This window comes from Bifidobacterium sp. ESL0800 (genome assembly GCF_029395355.1).
GTDB lineage: Bacteria > Actinomycetota > Actinomycetes > Actinomycetales > Bifidobacteriaceae > Bifidobacterium.
The window spans coordinates 519,025-535,634 of record NZ_CP113913.1 but is presented as its reverse complement, the minus strand read 5'-3'; the positions used below and the strand labels follow the sequence as shown (position 1 = coordinate 535,634).

Here is a 16,610-nt window from a genome sequence, read left to right as displayed (position 1 = left end):
TCGGGCCGCAAAACCACAATCCTCAATGCTCAACCGTAACCGACCTGCCGACAGACTTTCTCTCAGGCTCCGACAGGGTTCACACATGTCTATTGCGCAAGATCTTTCAACGTGTCGCCGGCAATCCTGTATGTCGTCCAATCGGACATCTGTTCGGCACCCAACGACAGGTAGAAATCGATACTTGGCTTGTTCCAGTCCAGGCACCACCATTCCAAACGGCCGCATTTGCGCTCGACGGCAATTCTGGCCAGCTCTTTCAATATCGCTTTACCATAGCCGTGTCCCCTGTATTCCGGCGAAACATACAAATCCTCCAGATACAGGCCTGCTCTGCCCAAAAACGTCGAGAAATTATGGAAGAACAGTGCGAATCCGATCTCCTTGTCGCCGAGACAGGCGAAAATGACCTCCGCCTTCTGCTTGTCGAAAATCCACTCCTCGAGCGTTTCCTCATCGGCGACGACCTCGTCCAGCATTTTCTCGTAATCGGCAAGTTCCTTGATGAATTTCAGAATCAACGCGACGTCTTCGCGCCCAGCATATCTGAATTTCAGTTCGTCGTCCATGTTATTCCTTCCTTTCAAGAACGCGGTTGGTTTAAACCAGTCATCACCTTGCCGCCGGCGATTGGGCGAAGAACTCTACAGGAAACAGACATTTCCTCACTCTATACGCGCAATGGCGGATTCAACATCTCATAATAAAAATCGCTGGCTACCATCAGTTTTGTACAGCAATATATCAGCAACGGAAGAATCGCAGAGACAGCACAACATATAGCATATGAGAGGCTGATTCTATCCATAGAAAGCTTCTCCGGCCATCCCGTCAATCCGAGACTATTCGCCATTTATATACACAAGGCGACGATAACTGTCACTGATTCGAGAATATTCCCAATTTATAGACACTAGCCGATGCTAAACGTCATCAGCTCAAGACTATTCTCCATTTATGCCCACTAGACAACTCTATATGTCACTAAATTGAGAACAATCTTAGTTCCATGCCAATTGGGCAGCAAAAACGCTACTAAACCCAACGCAGAGGCCGGTTTAGTAGCGTTCTAAGCCCTAGTACGATTGCCGTTCACCATACGAACAGGGTGAACGACGACCGCTGACGCTCACTCCCACTCGATGGTGGCCGGCGGCTTGGAGGTGCAGTCGAGCACCACGCGGTTGATGCCGCGGCACTCGTTGGTGATGCGCGTGGAGATCGTGGCCAGCACGTCGTAAGGCAGACGGTACCAGTCGGCGGTCATCGCGTCGTCCGAGGAAATCGGCCGCAGCACGATCGGCGAGCCGTAGGTGCGCTCGTCGCCCTGCACGCCCACGGAGTGGACATTGGCCAGCAGCACCACCGGGCATTGCCAGATGTCGCGGTCGAGGCCGGCCTTGGTCATCTCCTCGCGGGCGATGGCATCGGCCTCGCGCAGCAAATCGAGCCTTTCCTTCGTGATCTCGCCGATAATGCGGATGCCCAGGCCCGGGCCCGGGAACGGCTGGCGCCAGACGATCTGGTCGGGCAGGCCGAGCTTGGTGCCGATGGCGCGCACCTCGTCCTTGAACAGGCTGCGCAGCGGCTCGATGAGCTTGAACTTGACGTCGTCGGGCAGGCCGCCGACGTTGTGGTGCGACTTGATATTGGCCGTGCCGTCGCCGCCGCCGGATTCGACGACGTCCGGGTAGAGCGTGCCCTGCACGAGGAACTTGACTTCCTTGCCGCGTGCCCCGGCCTCCTCAAGCACCTGACGCTGCGCCTTCTCGAAGGTGCGGATGAACTTCTCGCCGATGATCTTGCGCTTGCGCTCCGGCTCAGTGACACCCTTCAAAGCCGTCAGGAACTCCTCAGAAGCGTCAACCTCAATGAGGCGAATACCCGTGGCCTTGACGAAATCGTGGCGGACCTGTTCGGCCTCGCCCTTACGCAACATGCCGTGGTCGACGAACACGCAGGTGAGCTGGTCGCCGATGGCCTTGTGCACCAAGGTCGCGGCGACGGCGGAGTCCACACCGCCCGAAAGCCCACAGATGACCTCGGCGTCGCCGACCTCCTCGCGGATTTTCTTCACCTGGGTGTCGATGATGTTGTCGGCGTCCCAATCGCTGGGCAGACCGGCGCAGCGATGGAGGAAGGTTGAGAAGAGATCTTGGCCCAGCGGGGTGTGCTTGACCTCGGGATGCCACTGCACGCCATAGAGCTTGCGGGACTCGTCCTGCATCGCGGCCACGGGGGCGCCCTGCGTATGTGCCAAAACCTCGAAGCCGGCGGGTGCCTGCTCGACGGCGACGCCGTGGCTCATCCACGTGGTCTGCTCGGCAGGGGAACCGGCCAGCACGCCTTCGGCATCGTCGATCACCGCTTCGGTCTTGCCGTATTCGCCGAGCGCCGCCTTGTCGACCTTGCCGCCGAGCTCGTTGGCCATGACCTGGAAGCCGTAGCAGATACCCAGCACGGGCACCCCAGCGTCGAAGATCTTCTTGTCGATATCGGGCGCGCCCGGCTCGTAGACCGACGCGGGGCCACCAGAGAGGATTATGGCCTTCGGGTCCTTGGCCAGCATCTCGTCCACCGGCATGGAATGAGGCACCAACTCGGAATAGACATGCGCCTCGCGCACGCGCCGTGCGATAAGCTGGGCGTATTGTGCACCGAAATCAACGACAAGCACTGGACCTTTTGCCATGGACTCTCCCTATATATAAATAGTATGAAACAAATATAAAGTAGTGTCCATTCTCGCGGTTCAATGCGACAAAATCAAGTGTTCTCCACATGGCATCGGAACAAACAAAAAACAACATCACAAAAAACAACACGCCGCGTGAATTTTCTGTGAATCGAACATCGCTAAGCGTTGGCGTTACGGAGTTTATGGCTCAATTTCAACGTTTGTAAGTTGTTTTGTTACGTGCGAAAATCTCACAATTTATTTGTAGAATATAACATTATTTCACAAAAACAGCGCAAGACAGCACATAGATGCAAAAAAACGTCCAAAAGTCTGAGTCGACACGTAAAGTGAACATCGATTGGGCACAAACCCTGAACATCAATAGTAACAAAGGTTTGAGCCCGAAGAAAATAATCAATTGCACACAATGTGTACAGGAGTACAGGAGCATAAATGACTAGTCCTGTTATTGGCACCCCGTGGAAGAAGCTCGGCAAGCCGGTTTCTGATGAGGCTCTCGAAGGAGTCGACAAGTATTGGCGCACCGCCAACTATCTTTCCATCGGCCAGATTTATCTGCGTAGCAACCCGTTGATGAAGGAGCCCTTCACCCGCAAGGACGTCAAGTACCGTCTTGTGGGCCACTGGGGCACCACCCCCGGCCTGAACTTCCTGTTCGGCCACATCAACCGTCTCATCGCCGACCACCAGCAGAACACCGTGTTCATCATGGGTCCTGGCCACGGTGGACCCGCAGGCGTCGCACAGTCCTATCTCGACGGCACCTACACCGAGTATTATCCGAAGATCACCAAGGATGAGTCCGGGCTGCAGAAGTTCTTCCGCCAGTTCTCCTATCCGGGTGGCATTCCTTCGCACTATGCCCCCGAGACCCCGGGTTCGATGCACGAGGGCGGCGAGCTTGGCTACGCGCTGAGCCACGCCTATGGCGCCATCATGAACAACCCGAGCCTGTTCGTCGCGGCTGTGGTCGGCGACGGCGAGGCCGAGACCGGCCCGCTGGCGACCAGCTGGCAGTCCAACAAGCTCGTCAACCCGCGCACCGACGGCATCGTGCTGCCGATCCTGCACTTGAACGGCTACAAGATCGCCAACCCGTCCATTCTTTCCCGTATCCCCGATGAGGAGCTCCACGAGTTCTTCGAGGGCATGGGCTACGAACCTTACGAGTTCGTCGCCGGATTCGACGATGAGGACCACATGTCCATCCACCGCCGCTTCGCCGATATGCTCGAAGAGGTCTTCGACAAGATCTGCGACATCAAGGCCAAGGCTCAGACCGACGACATGGATCGTCCGACCTACCCGATGATCATCTTCCGCACCCCGAAGGGCTGGACCTGCCCGAAGTACATCGACGGCCAGAAGACCGAAGGTTCCTGGCGTGCTCACCAGGTCCCGCTGGCTTCCGCCCGCGATACCGAGGCCCACTTCCAGGTCCTCAAGGGCTGGATGGAATCCTACAAGCCTGAAGAGCTCTTCGACGAGAAGGGCGCCATCAAGCCTGAAGTCACCGCGTTCATGCCGAAGGGCGAACTGCGCTTGGGCCAGAACCCGAACGCCAACGGCGGCCGTATCCGCGAGGATCTGAAGCTCCCCGATCTCGATGCCTACGAAGTCAAGGGCGTCAAGGAGTTCGGCCACGGCTGGGGTCAGCTCGAAGCCACCCGCCAGCTGGGCAACTACACCCGCGACATCATCAAGATGAACCCGGATTCGTTCCGCATCTTCGGACCCGACGAGACCGCTTCCAACCGTCTGCAGGCTGCCTATGAGGTCACCAACAAGCAGTGGGACAACGGCTATCTCTCCGAGCAGACCGACGAGCACATGGCCGTCACCGGCCAGGTCGTCGAGCAGCTCTCCGAGCACCAGATGGAAGGCTTCCTCGAGGGCTACGTCCTCACCGGTCGCCATGGCATCTGGAGCACCTATGAGTCCTTCGGCCATGTCATCGACTCCATGCTCAACCAGCACGCCAAGTGGCTCGAGGCCACCGTGCGCCACATCGATTGGCGCAAGCCCGTCGCTTCGATCAACATGCTGATCTCCTCGCACGTCTGGCGCCAGGATCACAACGGCTTCTCCCATCAGGACCCGGGCGTGAGCTCCGTGCTGCTGAACAAGACGTTCAACAACGATCACGTTGTGGCCGAGTACTTCCCCGCCGATGCCAACATGCTGCTGGCCGTCGCCGAGAAGGCCTTCAAGTCCACCAACAAGATCAACGCCATCTTCGCGGGCAAGCAGCCTGCGGCCACCTGGCAGACCCTCGACGAGGCTCGCGAAGAGCTCAAGAAGGGTGCAGCCGAGTGGAAGTGGGCCTCCACCGCCAAGAACAACGACGAAGCGCAGATCGTGCTCGCCTGCGTCGGCGACGTCCCCACGCTCGAGATCATGGCCGCCAGCGAGAAGCTCAAGGCGTTCGGCATCAAGTTCAAGGTCGTCAACGTCGTTGACACCCTGAAGCTGCAGAGCCCCAAGGAGAACGACGAGGCTCTGAGCGACGAGGAGTTCACCGATCTCTTCACCGCCGACAAGCCGGTCCTCTTCGCGTATCATTCCTATGCGCACGACATCCACGCCATCATCTATGACCGCCCGAACCACGACAACTTCAACGTTCACGGTTACAAGGAGCAGGGTTCCACCACGACTCCGTACGATATGGTGCGCGTCAACGACATGGATCGTTACGAGCTGACCGCAGAGGTGCTGCGCACGCTCGACGCCAAGAAGTACGCCGACGATATCGCCAAGCTCGAGAAGTTCCGTACGGACGCCTTCCAGTTCGCGGTCGACGAGGGTTACGATCACCCGGATTACACCGGCTTCGTATACTCCGACGTCAAGAACCAGGACAAGGAAGCGGCCGCCAAGGCAGCCATGAGCACCGGCAGCGACAACGAGTGAGCTGATTCTCATTCGTCTACGCTTTAAGTAGCCATTTGATGGAAAAGGGCATCGGGTTTCGACCCGGTGTCCTTTTCTGTTGTTCAATTTCAGTATTGTCAAACCGAACGTCGGCTACGTCACACCTCCGCCTAAAATGGAAACGATCGATATCGTAGTTGATCGAAAAGATCGTGCGCAACATGCATAAAGGAGTTATCTCGTGACAAACGAAGTCATTTATATCGCAAGCCCAGAAGGCAAGAACGGCCGTAACGTAGTGGCCTACGGCGTAGTAAAGGCACTTGCCGCTCAAGGCAAGACGGCAGTGTTCCGTCCGGTGGCCTGCAAGAAGGAAACGTTTACTGCCGAACTGCTCAAGGCCGCCAACGCCGGCCAGTCAGTTGACGAAGTTCGCGGCGTATGCCCCAAGTGCGCGCGTAAAGACAAGAGCGGCGCCCGCGGTGATATCGTCGCCGCCTACAGCGCCGAGCTCGAGCGCACGAATCCGGATTCCATGGTCATCGTCGGCAGCGACGGTTCCGCCGTCTTTGACCCGGAAGCGTTCACGCTCAATGCCGACATCGCCTCCGACCTCAAAGCCAAGACGTTCCTGGCCATCTGCACCATTCCGCGCAACGGCGAACAGGTGAAGGCCACCGTCGAAACCTGCACGGCCGAAGTCGAACAGGCCGGCGGCAAGGTCGCCGGCGTCTTCGTCACCGGCTGCACCGATGAAAAGGCCGCAGATGCCAAGGAAGCTCTGAAAGACTCCCCCGTTCCGGTCTGGACCATCCCGGCCGTCGATTTCCCCTCCGACACCGATCCGGATGCCGCTGACAAGGCCGCCAAGGCCTTCGCCGACAACGCTCCCGCCTCCGAGGTCGTGGCCGCGGCCCGCACGTCGTTCGACGCCCCGACCACCCCCTACGCCTTCCAGAACGGCCTGCTGGCCAGCGCCAAGGCCCACAAGAAGACCATCGTGCTGCCGGAAGGTAGCGAGGACCGCATCATCAAGGCCGCGGACTACCTCTTGGAGCGCGACATCGTCAATCTGATCATCGTCGGCGACAAGGACGCCATTCTCGCACGCGGCAAGGAACTCGGCCTGAAGTCACTTGAGAAGGCCAGCTATCAGCCGATGGACGACGAGAGTGTACTCGAACCGATGACCACCAAGCTCTGCGAGCTGCGCGCCAAGAAGGGCATGACGCCAGAACAGGCCCGCAAACAGCTGACCGACCCGAGCTACTTCGGCACCATGCTCGTGGTGCTTGGCAAGGCCGACGGCCTGGTCTCCGGCTCGATCAACTCCACAGCCAACACGGTGCGCCCGGCACTGCAGGTCATCAAGACCAAACCCGGCGCCTCGCTGGTCTCCGGCGCGTTCCTGATGTGCTTCAAGGACCACGTGGCCGTCTTCGCCGACTGCGCCATCAACCTCAACCCGAACGCCGAGCAGCTGGCCGACATCGCCATCCAGTCCGCGCAGACCGCGCGTGCCTTCGGCGTCGACCCCAAGGTGGGCATGCTCTGCTACTCCACCCTCGGTTCCGGCAAGGGCCCGGACGTCGATCTCGTGGAGGAGGCCACCAAGCTCGTGCACGAGAAGGCCCCGGATCTGCCGGCAGTCGGCTCCATCCAGTTCGATGCCGCCTGGTCGCCCACCGTGGCCGCCACCAAGGCCAAGGGCAACAACGTGGCAGGCCATGTCAACGTCTTCGTCTTCCCGTCGCTTGCCGCCGGCAACATTGCCTACAAGGCCGTGCAGCGCACCTCGGGCGCCCTGGCCATCGGCCCGGTGCTGCAGGGACTCAACAAGCCGGTCAATGACCTGTCGCGCGGCGCCAACGTCGACGACATCATCAACACGGTCGCCCTGACCGCCGTAGAAGCGCAACAGTAATATAAAATCAAATTCCACCTCAAATCCCGGCATACTCGCCATATCGAGATGCCGGGATTTCTCATTTCATAATACGAATTCAACCAAAAACATTCAGGATTGCTTCGCGCGTACTTCGCCACTTTCAGCCCTCTCTTGTAACAGCTCGTGAGTAAACTGGAAACTTGGTAGCCGTGGTAACGTCCACGGGTCAATCAATCGATATGGAGGATGCAAACAATGGCGAAAACCGTCCTTGTCATCAATTCCGGTTCCAGCTCAATCAAGTACCAGCTGGTGGATCTAGGCTCAGGGGACGCTCTTGCCAGCGGCCTCGTTGAGAAGATCGGCGAACCCATTGATGGCCATTACAAGCATGAATACAATGGCGAGAAGCACGAGCTCGATGAGCCGATCAAGACCCATGCCGACGGTCTGAAGCGCGTCCTCGGTTTCTTCAAGGAATACGGCCCCGATCTTCAGGAGTCCGGCATCGTCGCCGTCGGCCATCGCGTGGTGCAGGGCGGTTCCGTCTTCCCGCAGCCGGCGCTGGTCAATGCCAAGACCATCCAGCAGGTCAAGGATCTCGCCGTGCTCGCCCCGCTGCACAACGGCCCTGAGGCCACCGGAGCCGAGGTCATGGAAGAGCTGCTGCCCGACGTACCGCAGATCTTCGTGTTTGATTCCTCCTTCTTCTTCCAGCTTCCCAAGGAAGCCAGCACCTATGCGCTCAACAAGGAAGTCGCCGAGAAGTACAAGATCCGTCGCTACGGCGCCCACGGCACCAGCCACGAATACATCGGCTCTGTCGTCCCCGGCATCGTCGGCAAGCCCGCCGAAGGCCTGAAGCAGATCGTGCTGCACATCGGCAACGGTGCTTCCGCCTCCGCACAGATCTCCGGACGCCCGATCGACACCTCCATGGGCCTGACCCCGCTCGAAGGCCTGATGATGGGCAGCCGCACCGGCGACATCGACCCGGCCGTGGTCTTCCACCTGATTCGCAACGCCCACATGGACGTCGACCAGCTCGACACCCTCTTCAACAAGCAGTCCGGCATGATGGGTATGACCGGCTACGGCGACATGCGTGAGGTCGATCGCCTCATCAAGGAAGGCAACGAAGACGCGATCACCGCGATGGGCGTCTACATCCACCGCATCGTCGGCTACATCGGCAACTACACCGCTCAGATGGGTGGCGTGGACGTGATCACCTTCACCGCCGGCGTCGGCGAGAACGATGACGCTGTACGCGCCCGCGTATGCAAGAAGCTCGAGCCCTTCGGCGTCAAGCTCGACAAGGAGAAGAACGAGACCCGTTCCAAGGAACCGCGCATCATCTCCACGCCCGACAGCTCCGTGATCATCGCCGTCATCCCCACCAACGAGGAGCTGGCGATCGCCCACAAGGCCGACAAGATCGCCGCCGCGGGCAAGGACTCCTACGGCAACGTCTTCCAGAAGTGAGCCGTTTCGTTTCGCAGGATGATGATATCGGATTCTGATATTCTGTGAAATGACGATAAGGCCGGAACCGATGGAAACATTCGGTTCCGGCCTTTGCCATATCTTCAGGCGACGTGTTGGATAGCCCAAGCGATATCAGACATCGCGCTCAAGCATTTCACTTATCCACGTCTGCCATCTGCGCCAATACGCGCCGCGCGGTCAGCCAAGCATCTTGTACCACATGCCCGGGAAGTCAGGGATGGTCTTGCGGGTGGTGGCGACGTTGCGGATTCGGGTATTCGGCACTGCAAGGCCGACCATTGCGGCAAACGTCGCCATGCGGTGGTCGGCGTAGGTTTCCATGATCTCACCGTGCAGCAGGTTACGCGGCACCGGCGTGATGGACAACCCGTCGGGCAATTCCTCGGCCCCGGCCCCGATACGGGTGATTTCGGCGACCAAGGCCGCCAGACGATTCGTCTCGTGCCCGCGCAGATGGCCGATGCCGACCAGCTCGCTGGGGCTATCGGCCAGAGCAGCAAGAGCGGCGATGCTGGGAGCGATCTCCCCTGCCGCAGACATGTCGAACGCCTTGCCGAGCCCGCGAATCGATCCGTTCATCGAAACCGTCAATGTCCCGTTTCTCGGCACGGAAACCGACTTTTCAGGATTGCGCACATCCGCCATAACCTCGTCGAAAGGCCGGCCATCCAACGTGACCGAAGCTCCCATCTTCTGCAGAATATCGGGAAGCAGACCACCAGGCTGCGTGGTGGAGGTCGGCCAGTTCGGCACGCTCACCGTGCCACCGGCAATCATCGCGGCGCCGAGGAACGGGGCGGCGTTCGACAGATCAGGTTCCACCACTACTCCGTCAAGCAGTTGCAAAGCGCGATGGGGCACCTGCCAGTGACCGATTTCAGGCATTTCGGCGTTTCCGCCGGCACCGTTGACATCGGCCATGGTCATACGAATATGCGGCATGCTGGGAAGCTTGGCTCCGGTATGCCTCAAGTCCAAACCTTGCGGCAGACGCGAACCGACCAACAGCAGACTGGAGATGAATTGCGAGGATGAAGACGAATCGATGGCCACAGATGAAAGCTGTGAGCCAGAAGGGCTAGAAGAGGAGTTCGAATCCGCATAATCCTGCTCATTTTCATCGCTTTCCCGGATTTCCTGCGACGTAATGGTGAACGGCAGGAATCCGGGCTTCCCTTCGTATTCGACATACGCTCCCAACTGCTCGAGACCGTCAAGCAACGGGTGCATCGGACGCGCGTAAGCCTGCTTGTCACCGTCGAAACGCACCGGGCCGTCGGCAAAGAGCGCCAGCCCCGGCACGAAGCGCATCACCGTTCCGGCCAGCCCGCAGAATACCGTGACATTGCCGTTGAATCGGCCGGAGGCGGGCGGCGTCACCGTCACGCGGGTTTCCTCGCCCTTATCGAATTCGACACCGACTCCGAGCGTCCGCAGTGCGCCGGCCATCAGTTCCGTGTCGCGCGAGCGCAGCATGCCCTCGATCGTGACCGGTCTGTGCCCGAGCGCGGCCAGAATCAGATACCGGTTCGACAACGACTTGCTGCCGGGGATGACCACGGTCGCGTCCAGCCTGCCTTCGGCGAGCGGAGCCGGCCACGGGTCGGGCAGCCCAGACGATTTGGATTTGGCGGGCAATGAGGAATCCACATGTTCATTTGGCTTATCGTTCTCGCAATGAGAAGGCCCGGCCGGGCTGTCATTGCGGCGATCATCACAGCTGCTGTCAAAGGCTTCAACGCTTGTCATAGTCGCGATTTTAGTGGAACTCCCCTACAGTTGCCTCCAAATATCCAAACGCGGCAAGCAACCTGACCCAAGTGAAAAACCCAATCATCTTCCGACTTTTACGGACAAGCAATACAGCAAAGCAAACCAACTTGGTCCAAGTGAAAAAATCAGTCATTCACAGACTGTCCTGACAGGCGTTGCAACGCGTCGAGCACATCCACCGCATTGCGTGCATGGTTGAAATCACTGGCATAGTTGTCGAACGTTTCCATGTGTTTGAAATCCGTGTTCTTGATGAGTTGAGCGCGAAGTTGCTGGTACTCATGGCCGTGCGGCCCGTTGGCGGCATCGCTCGGCGCTCCCAGAGCCTTCAGCCGGGCAACTATCTTCACATTTTTGTTCGCATTCGCCGACATTGTTGCGTACAGGTCATGGGTCTTGTTGTCCTTTGCCTTTTTCAAAGGCTTCAAAGCGGCCGAACAGGCGTCCACGTAACCGGAAAACTGGGTGTAATTGGCATCCAAAGACGGTTGCTCGGGCAGGTTCGCGCAAGACGATTTCGAATTCGAAACCGCAAGTATGGTGGTTGAGTACGCGGTAATCAGCGACTTGTCCTTGCGATAGCTTGACAGATAATCGTTGAATGCTTTATCATCCTTTTCCCCGTTGGCGTCCATCTGCTTGGCAAGTTCCTCGTTGGCCGTGTCCGCGGCTTTGATGACGGCGCCCAGATCGTCGAGGTCAACGGACTCCAGACTTCCCATGCCTTCGATGTTAAGCGCCTCAACGGTGGAGTCCAGCAGATTCCATTGCCGGGCGACGTTGCCCACAGCCTTCGCCGTCGCTTCCGGATTCCTGGCGTTATCGGCCTTACCTGGCCCTTTCAGGTACGCTTTGCGCGCCGTTGCGCCGGCTGCTGCGGACTTCTTCTGTGCGCTTTCGGTTTTGTGGGCGCGGTCGACGCACCACTTGAGATGAAACGCATTACGCTCGGCGAGCAGGTCACGGCCATACTGTTCCACGTGCTCCCTGATGCCGAACGACGGATCCGCGTCCGCTTCCAGATCATCCATCCGGTCAACCTGGGCCGTGATATCGTCTGCATCCTCATCGATCGGGACTATCTGCTTGGCGGCCTTATCGCTGGAATCCAAAGCAGCATTCACCGCAGCGACCAAGGACTTCATCGCGGCATCGCCGGAATCCGAGAGCGGCGCAACCGTGCTTCGGCACGAGGCCATCATCTTGTCGTACTTCGCCTTATCCTTGTCGCTTTCTGAAATACTCCCCCAATTGCCGCCACAGGTCTTGTACATTGTCGAAATGGCCGGCGCATGGTTGGCGTAATCGTCGAGCGGGGCCTTGTAAGCGGCATAGGCCTTGGCATAGCGATCGAGTTGCATTTTCACTTCCACAGTATCCATGCCGTCGAGCCCAGCAAACGTCGCGTTGTCGGCGTCGGTATCGGAAACAAGGGAGTTGAGCTTCGTCGTGTCCGCTTTGCCGACGTTCTTGCTACGAATCATATCCAGCACTTGCTTGTCGATCGCCGAACGATCGCCGCGAAGTCTGGAGACTTGATCGCCCACCTTGTCGACGATCGGCCGGCCGGGAGTGGACATTTCCTTCTTGATCATTGCAATCATCTGCTCGGCACGCTGGACCCTTCCCCTCATCCCGAAACCGATGGCAGAGGCCAGAACAATCACGATAATCACCACAACGGCGACAAGAATCTGAAGCTTGTCGATCTTTTTATCCATGTCGCTATTTTGTGGGGAAGGCTTGTTGAAGTGCGTATCTATTGGCGTGTTGTCGGATTCCATTACCCAACCGGACGTGGGTAAAGCGCCGGAAACATCAGTACTCGGCTTCCTATGGCTTGGTTCATAATCGCCTGCTGCGGTTTGAACAGTCAGACTAGTGCGATTGGCTTCATCGGCCCGTTCGGTTTCGAGAGTCCGCTTGGCTTCGAAAGTCTGTTCGGCTCGATCGGTTTCGCCGGTGTACTCGGCCTCACTACTATCAAATGGAAGCTGCGAGGCTCCTTCATCTATGGGCTGTTGCCGATCATCATTGCGTTTCATGTGATATCAAACCCTGTCATTCGCTCCGTTGTCTCTTATCTGAAATCATAGTCCGGCCCTAAGCCGCGGAAATCCGAATATCTCCAGCCGTACGACACGCCGAAGGTTGTTGACCCTGACATATTGTCAGGGCATAGCGTTTCTTTTGCGACCGCAAGCCGGCCACAGACGAGATACGAAGGAGGAACACAATGAGCGACACCAATACTGATAAAACGTCATGGGCATCGACCGAGCCAATCGGCCTGAGAGTCAGCGAAGTGGCGCAGATGTTCCACGTCAGCGTGCGTATGCTCCGGCATTGGGAAGACCTTGGTCTGCTCTCTCCGAGACGCGATGCCAGCGGTTATCGGGCTTACGTGCCGGGTGACCTGAATCGACTCCGTCGTCTGCTCGTCTACAAGGAGCTGGGCGTACCGGCCACGCGCATCGGGCGCCTGCTCGATGCCCCTGCGCCGCAAGTCGTCAAGGAGCTCAAAGCGGGACGAAACGACCTCGAGAAGAGATTGCACCATCTCCGCAAAATCCTTGACGAAACCGACCGGCTCATCGACATGGCAGAGAAAGGAACGACCATGACCAATACAGAAAACGCCAATCCCGACCTGAGGCAGAGCGAGGCCAAAAATCGTTGGGGCGACACCAAACAATGGATGGAATTCGCCGAACGCCAGACCACCACGGACGGGAAAACGAAGATGAAGCAAGAGCGACACATGCGCGAAGTCGAGACGAAACTGGCCGACGCCAAGCGCCGCGGCGTCAAGCCCGGCAGCGACGAGGCCAATGAACTCGCCGAACAACATCGTGCGTCGCTCTACCACTACGAGGTCACCCCGTCCATGCAGGTCTGCCTCGGCAGGATGTACGCCGCCGACCCGCGCTTCAAAAAGCACTACGACGACATCGAGCCCGGCCTAGCCCAGTGGCTCTGCGAAGTCATCGAGTCCAACGCCGCCACCCGAGGCGTCGACCTCGACAACGTGGCGTGGAAGTGACATTCGTCAACGAATTCGGTGGTTTCGCATTACAGCAGAACACGGAACCACCGATTTGTCTAGAGGCCGAAAGGAACCAACGTCAGATGGCGGATGTTACCTTCGTTTTCGATAGCTGTGGCGCCAAGCGTGCGGGCGACTTCGTCTACGGGCTGGGCTGGCGAATCGAGCAGGGCTCGCGTCAATAAGCCTCGGTAGTGCTTGGCCATGTGAGAGATTGTCTTGTTGCGCGAGTCGGCGATGCGGACGTCCCACCAATGGGCTCGCGCGTTTGACACGTCTGGTTGAGTGACTCGATAGAGTTCCGAACGCAGATCGACAGTAACGTCGGCAGTATCGTCACAGCCCCCTATTGAGGATTCTCGCGTTGCCGAATCGTCCACCGACCTGCCGTTCTTCGCCTGCGGTTTTGGAGCCTTGGTAAAACCGGCCTCCGGACTCCACCCCGCGAGCGCCTTGCGCCAGAACGTTTTCAACGGACCGATGCCGGGAAGCGAGACATTCATTGAAAGCCGATAAGAGGGTATCAAGTCCTCGCCCGTTGTCACACCGAACAAACCCGAGAAAATCAGCACACCATCACCTTGATGCAACTGTGCGGCCTCGTACAGCACGCCGGTATAGACCTCACGCGCTGCCGCGGTCGGGGCATTGAGAATATCACGCTGGGCAACGACCTCTCGCATCCCCTTGGCACCGACCTTCAATATTTCGCCGGCATCCTCGCGTTTCGACGTCTCGACCAACGCGCGCAGAACCTTTTCTCTGGCGTCATTGAGTTCGGAAAAGGACAAGCAGTCGAGATCGAACGCGCGCCCGGCAGCCGGTGCGGCCTTACCTTCGGATGGCGGTAAAAGAAGATGCATGATTCACCAGTCTAGCCAGTCGGCAGGCCGAAACGTCAAGAAACATGAATCCGACACATCTCCATAGGCGAATCCGCATGGCTGTACATATTAATCGGTATAAAATCCATGACACACGGCGTTGAAACGCCCTGCACAGGCAATGTAATTGCAGCAACCAAAGCGAAACGCCGTTCCTGGCTCTTGCGCTGAATGCATATTCATTTTTCACAGCATCACTCCACGAACTATTGCAAACAGCGAGTAGCCGAGCTGTCAAGTGCCAGATGGCCAAATGTAGAAAAGACCACAAAAGAGCACGAAACCCTTGTTTAAACCGGGCGGAATTGTTATCTTCTTCATACATCAAAATGACAGAAGGGATTTCAATGACTGTCACTCTCAATACCGCTTCCGGCCAACCGTGGGCCGACAACAACCATTCGCAGACCGCCGGTGTTCGCGGCCCTGTATTGCTGCAGGACTATCAGCTGGTCGAGAAGCTCGCGCACTTCAACCGCGAGCGCATCCCCGAGCGCGTGGTGCACGCCAAGGGCGCCGGCGCCTACGGCACCTTCAAGCTCACCCGCGACATGAGCGAATACACCAAGGCCGACGTCTTCAACGGCGCGGGCAAGGAGACCCCGATCTTCCTGCGCTTCTCGCAGGTGGCCGGCGAGCTCGGCTACCCCGACACCCTGCGCGACGTACGGGGCTTCGCGCTGCGCTTCTACACCCAGCAGGGCAACTACGACATCGTGGGCAACAACACCCCGACCTTCTTCATCCAGGACCCGCTGAAGTTCCCCGACTTCATCCACTCCCAGAAGCGCGACCCGCGCACCCACCTGCGCAACGCGACCCGCCAGTGGGACTTCTGGGCGCACTCCCCCGAGACCGTGCACCAGGTGACCTACCTGATGGGCGACCGCGGCAACCCGGCCAGCTACCGCACCATGAACGGCTACGGCAGCCACACCTTCAAGTGGGTGGCCGCCGACGGCACCGCCTTCTGGGTCAAGTACCACTTCATGAGCGAGCAGGGCGTGGTCAACATGAGCGAGGAAGCCGCGGTCAAGGCTTCCAGCGAAGACACCGACTACCTGCTGCACGAGCTGTTCGACGCCATCGAATCGAAGAACTACCCGTCCTGGAAGGTCTGCGTGCAGATCCTGCCCTACGAGGAAGGGCTGGATTATAAGCACGACATCTTCGACATCACCAAGGTCGTCTCGCACAAGGACTACCCGCTGATCGAAATCGGCGAGTTCACCCTGAACCGCAACCCCGACAACTACTTCGAGGACGTGGAGGAGGCCGCGTTCGCGCCGGCCAACTTCGTACCGGGCATCGAGCCCTCCCCCGACAAGATGCTGCAAGGCCGCATCTTCGCCTACAAGGACGCCGCACGCTACCGCCTCGGCGCCAACTACGAGCAGCTCAAGGTCAACCGACCCGTAGTCGAGACGCACAACTACGAGCGCGACGGCTTCATGAGCAACAACGCACAGGACGGTGCCGTCGACTACGAACCGAACAGCTACGACGGCCCGGCCGAGGACACCACCGCCCGCAATCATGGCGACCAACTGGAAGGCAAGACCGGCAACTACGCCGCCTACGAACCCGACAACTTCTCCGCCGCCGGCGACCTCTACCGCATCCTGAGCGAGGATGAGAAGCAGCGTCTGGTCGCCACCATCGCCGGAGGCCTCGGCCAGGTCGAGGGCGAGCACGCCCACGAGATACAGGTGCTCGAGACCCGCCAGCTCTACAAGGCCGACCCCGACTACGGCACCCGCGTGGCCGAAACGCTTGGTTTAGATATGGACGAGATCAAAAAGTAATCTCTTTTTAATAAGGTGATCTACACCTAGAAACAATGAAGAGGAAATCCTTCCTGTGTGGGGATTTCCTCTTCATTGTTTTTGAACGGTTCTAACTGGTCTTCAATGGTAGAAGCCGGTCAGTCATCGC

General features: G+C 58.4%; 11 protein-coding genes. 6 read left to right on the top strand and 5 right to left on the bottom strand.

Translation table 11 applies throughout. The features are described from left to right. Positions 1–89 precede the first annotated feature (89 nt). Entirely contained in the window at positions 90–569 is a 480-nt protein-coding gene (locus tag OZX75_RS02170; protein ID WP_277146613.1) for a GNAT family N-acetyltransferase, read from the bottom strand. Between the two features lie 560 nt (positions 570–1,129). Continuing rightward, complete coding sequence (gene guaA / locus OZX75_RS02165) at positions 1,130–2,692, bottom strand: glutamine-hydrolyzing GMP synthase (RefSeq protein WP_277146612.1); 1,563 nt, start codon at positions 2,690–2,692, stop codon at positions 1,130–1,132. Between the two features lie 441 nt (positions 2,693–3,133). Here guaA and OZX75_RS02160 point away from each other — a divergent pair, with 441 nt between their 5' ends. From OZX75_RS02160 to OZX75_RS02150, 3 genes are all read left to right on the top strand, one after another. After that, on the top strand, positions 3,134–5,614 hold the full coding sequence (locus OZX75_RS02160) for a phosphoketolase (protein ID WP_277146611.1): 2,481 nt from the start codon (positions 3,134–3,136) through the stop codon (positions 5,612–5,614). Positions 5,615–5,816: 202 nt separating this feature from the next. Beyond that, positions 5,817–7,499: a phosphate acetyltransferase gene (gene pta, locus OZX75_RS02155; protein WP_277146610.1), complete on the top strand. Its 1,683-nt coding sequence runs from the start codon at positions 5,817–5,819 to the stop codon at positions 7,497–7,499. Between the two features lie 219 nt (positions 7,500–7,718). Beyond that, on the top strand, positions 7,719–8,948 hold the full coding sequence (locus OZX75_RS02150; RefSeq protein ID WP_277146609.1) for an acetate/propionate family kinase: 1,230 nt from the start codon (positions 7,719–7,721) through the stop codon (positions 8,946–8,948). A 201-nt stretch (positions 8,949–9,149) separates the two neighbouring features. Here the strand turns inward: OZX75_RS02150 and OZX75_RS02145 are convergent, their stop codons facing one another. Both OZX75_RS02145 and OZX75_RS02140 read right to left on the bottom strand, forming a co-directional pair. Continuing rightward, the gene (locus tag OZX75_RS02145) at positions 9,150–10,721 is read right to left on the bottom strand and encodes a 3-phosphoshikimate 1-carboxyvinyltransferase (protein ID WP_277146608.1); all 1,572 of its coding nucleotides are present in this window, start codon (positions 10,719–10,721) and stop codon (positions 9,150–9,152) included. Positions 10,722–10,870: 149 nt separating this feature from the next. Continuing rightward, entirely contained in the window at positions 10,871–12,466 is a 1,596-nt protein-coding gene (locus tag OZX75_RS02140; protein WP_277146607.1) for a hypothetical protein, read from the bottom strand. Positions 12,467–12,610: 144 nt separating this feature from the next. On the opposite strand from OZX75_RS02140, the gene OZX75_RS02135 reads away from it, so the two are divergent. After that, a complete protein-coding gene (locus OZX75_RS02135; protein ID WP_277146606.1) occupies positions 12,611–12,841 on the top strand; it encodes a hypothetical protein in 231 nt (76 codons plus the stop codon). A gap of 140 nt (positions 12,842–12,981) precedes the next feature. After that, entirely contained in the window at positions 12,982–13,788 is an 807-nt protein-coding gene (locus tag OZX75_RS02130; RefSeq protein ID WP_277146605.1) for a MerR family transcriptional regulator, read from the top strand. A 59-nt stretch (positions 13,789–13,847) separates the two neighbouring features. Here the strand turns inward: OZX75_RS02130 and OZX75_RS02125 are convergent, their stop codons facing one another. Beyond that, positions 13,848–14,654, bottom strand: coding sequence for a YaaA family protein (locus OZX75_RS02125; protein ID WP_277146604.1), 807 nt, complete (start codon positions 14,652–14,654; stop codon positions 13,848–13,850). A gap of 368 nt (positions 14,655–15,022) precedes the next feature. Between OZX75_RS02125 and OZX75_RS02120 the strand changes: the two genes are divergently transcribed. Continuing rightward, entirely contained in the window at positions 15,023–16,480 is a 1,458-nt protein-coding gene (locus OZX75_RS02120) for a catalase (RefSeq protein ID WP_277146603.1), read from the top strand. Positions 16,481–16,610: the final 130 nt, after the last annotated feature.